This is a genomic window from Acidiferrobacteraceae bacterium (assembly GCA_037388825.1).
Taxonomy (GTDB): domain Bacteria; phylum Pseudomonadota; class Gammaproteobacteria; order Acidiferrobacterales; family JAJDNE01; genus JARRJV01.
Genome location: JARRJV010000119.1, coordinates 1 through 3,353 on the forward strand (window position 1 = coordinate 1; position 3,353 = coordinate 3,353).

Annotated in this window: 2 protein-coding genes; one reads left to right on the top strand and one right to left on the bottom strand. The window is 54.9% G+C overall.

Annotated features, from left to right (window positions below; genetic code table 11):
• Positions 1 to 1,363: hypothetical protein (locus tag P8X48_13100; GenBank protein ID MEJ2108239.1), on the top strand; the 1,363-nt coding region annotated here is incomplete at its 5' end.
• Between the two features lie 733 nt (positions 1,364 to 2,096).
• Here P8X48_13100 and P8X48_13105 read toward each other — a convergent pair.
• Positions 2,097 to 3,119 (bottom strand): transposase, encoded by a 1,023-nt coding sequence (locus P8X48_13105; GenBank protein ID MEJ2108240.1) that lies wholly within the window; start codon positions 3,117 to 3,119, stop codon positions 2,097 to 2,099.
• Positions 3,120 to 3,353 lie beyond the last annotated feature (234 nt).

Genomic DNA, 3,353 nt, shown 5'->3' on the forward strand with positions numbered 1-3,353 from the left:
CGTTAAGGTGACGGAGCGGAGCGGGGATGAAGGCATCCGTATCCGCGAAACCCGGTACCGTGTAGATAGCGAGCTTGGGCGATTCGCGTTCGATACGCATGAGGTGGTTTCGAATGAGAAAGTGGTCTTCAAGTCTACCGAGATGTTTCCTGCACAGCGGGGTACGGCATACTACTTGACCCGCGGCTTCCGAGATCTAGGGATTCTTCACGGCGCAACGGACACCTCCTATCGCAAGACGACAGCGCGGTTGAATCGACAGCGACGACAAATAGAAGGCGGCACTCCGTTGAACACCTTACGGGACGGAACAGAGGCAGAGGGCACGAGGATTTTGGATTTCTGGGCGGTCAAGACAGATAGGGTTTTGGAGGCGATGGGGGTGGACGAAAGCAATCCGCCGACACCTGATCTTTGCGGCCCTCCAAAGCGGGTTATCCAAGAGAGCCGGGCCGGCAGAGGAGAGGTTCGAAAGGCTTTGGTCGACGCCGAGATACCGGAGGAGCTACAGGATGAAGTAAAGGCGAATCCGGTACCATACGAGCGTCCGGAACAGTCGGTGAATATCTGTCCGGATGGTGTCTTGGCAAAGAAGCAGCAGGAGAAACGCCGGAGTCCGGGTGCCATGGAGTCGCCGGTCGAAAGCGACAATAGGACAAACAAGCGTGTCAACCACAAGACGGCGACCATCGAGCATGACGGAAGACGCTACACGGTGGTTGCCGCCACCTACTTCAATCTGTTTCGAACCATCCTTGCGTTCGTGCTCAATAACGGGCTTCAATATCTTCGACTCTGCTTTTTCACAGACGGCGAGAAGAGCCTCAAGAATGCGGTCGTCGGGGCATTTTCATGGCATCCCGCCATGTTCGTCATTTTGGACTGGCATCACATCGAGAAGAAATGTGCCGAGCGTCTCAGCATGGCACTCAGGGGTCGCAAGCTGCGCAATGAGCACCTTGAGCAGGTGACCAGACTGCTGTGGTATGGTGCTACGCAATCAGCGATAGATTACTTGAAGCAGATTCCCGCTCGCCACATCAAAGCCTCTGCGTACATTGACAAGCTATGCGCCTATCTGGGCGACCGGCGGACGATGATGCCTTGCTATGCCATACGAAAGCGGCTTGGCCTTCGAAACTCAAGCAACTCGGTGGAAAAGGCAAACGATCAACTGGTCTCGTCGCGTCAGAAGCACCAGGGGATGAGCTGGTCTGAAGAGGGCTCCCTCGCGTTGGCGGCGCTGAGCGCTACGGTCAAGAATCGCCACCAGCGTCCATGGTTGTATGGCCGTGTGCTGCCCTTCACCCTGGTACCAGGAGAGGACGACGCTGTGCGGCAAGTGCTGGACAAAGCCTCGTAGGTGCCAGCTGGAAACAACCGCAGCTAAAACCTCGCCGCAAGTAACGGCGGGGCCTCGACCATCGTTTCAGCCACTTGCCGTTCTTTTCGTTTGGACGAGAAAGAGACGAAAACCCCCTGACCCCCTTCTATGAAAATGCCTGTCAAGAGAAAAAACGACTCTATTGCCGCCAATGAAGAAATAGTTCTTTGGCAGTGCGTCCGTTGTCCCGATCGAAGACGCAGTGGCGCTGTTTCGGGCAAGGATGCGGCACCGAGTCTCTTGAGCTGTTGCGACCGGGATTTCGACTGATGGCCTTGGGTCAACGAATCCCGTAGACCGGCCGCACGAACCGGAGGCGGGGAAAAGCGACCCCCTTAAATGGGTCGCCCCCGCCGGAGGTCCTTCGACCGAAGACGTAACGTCACTCGGCCGGTCGGCGAGTCTTGGTAGTGCAGCTCCTGTCATCTGTCGAACAACGCTTCAAAAGGCTCATCAGTTGCAGGCGGCGATATGAGACACGTTCATCCTTCTATTCGGCTCTTGTCCGCTGTCCGGAGTTACCCGGAAGTTGCCGCTTCAGCGGTTGAGCATTGCAACATGAGATATACGCGGAGGAGGATCAGCCTTTTCATAAGATCTTCGATGCCAATCGCGATCATGGGGGTCTCAATCTCTCCTCCTCTCCGAGCCCTATGGATGCGTGATCCAGACTGGAAGTGCGGCTACCAGTCACTCTCAGGCTCAAAGATTCTCAAGCTCCGCTATGGCTCTTTCGATTTCGCCTTTGCGTCACCTCCCTGTGTTTGTCGTTGTACTTCTTCCCTGATTTCCAAACGCCCATCACCGTAGCAGCTATCATTTTGGCGACAGCGTTCCTCGCCGCCCGGTCATCCTTGCCGGCGGCCCTCATCTCCTCGTACTTCCGTCGAAACGCGGTGTTCGACTTTATCGCGCTCAACGCGGCAGACTTGAATACCCTCTTGAGAACCGACTGCCCGAGAGCCCGTTGCTTGCCGTACAGTTTTCCATCGCTTATCTGGTTATGCTTCGTCAGCATGGCGTACGAAAACAGGTTGTACTTCTTGGGAAACCGGTACGGCGTCACCATCACCGCGACAATCTGATTTGCCCGAACAGGTCCGAGCCCGGGGATGCTCGTCAACAACTTGATCGGCTTGTACTTGCGAACATTCGACTCGAATCTCTCCACATATCCGAGGCGCTGCTCTTCGAACAACTTGATCTGCTCGAACAAGGTGCAGGCCACGTAGTATCGCTCTTCCGTATCCAGCAACGTGAGCATGTCCTCCGATTCGTAGAACCCGGTCATCTTCGTGGAGAGAGCCACCTGACGGTACACCGCCTTGTAGCGATTCTTTATCCGAGTGAGCTCCTGTGTTGCGTCATCGTATCCCGACGTGAGCACGCGCAAATTCATCAACAGGCTGTCCGAATGAAACACCGATTTCAGTCTGCCGACTCTCAAGAGATCCGCGAGCTCCCAGGCGTCTCTATCGTCGTTCTTGGGACCGTTCTTGTCCCGTGGTTGGCAGACCACCACCTCCTCTACCTCGTCCTTGAAAAGCAGATACAGCCACTGGGACATAACGCCTTCCTCGAAGGCCAGTTTCTTGGGACCCTTTATCGAGCGGACAAACCCCAGCAGCTCGTCCTCTTGGCTGTTGACCTTGCCTCTCTTCAGCACCCGGCCGCTCTTTCCCAGAACGACGAAAACACTGTTTCGACTATGTGCATCCATTCCTATATACTTCATCTGCAGCGCCTCCTTCCTCGACTTGATGCCGTACAACACCAAGTTAACAGGAAGGACGCTGCTTTTTCATCTTGCCTTTTCAAGGGGGAAGTTCGTTTGGACGAGGGGAGATAAGATCGATTGCGGGCCGAAACGATGATCAAGGCCTCTTTTTGCTTCTCGGTTCTCAGGCAAATGAGATAAATCTAAGGCGTCAAAATCCGGTTGGATTTTTCAACTTCCTTAAATCATTGA

Excerpts from the sequence above, each read along its gene's own strand:
- P8X48_13105 (MEJ2108240.1), bottom strand. The coding sequence starts at position 3,119 with ATGAAGTATATAGGAATGGATGCACATAGTCGAAACAGTGTTTTCGTC.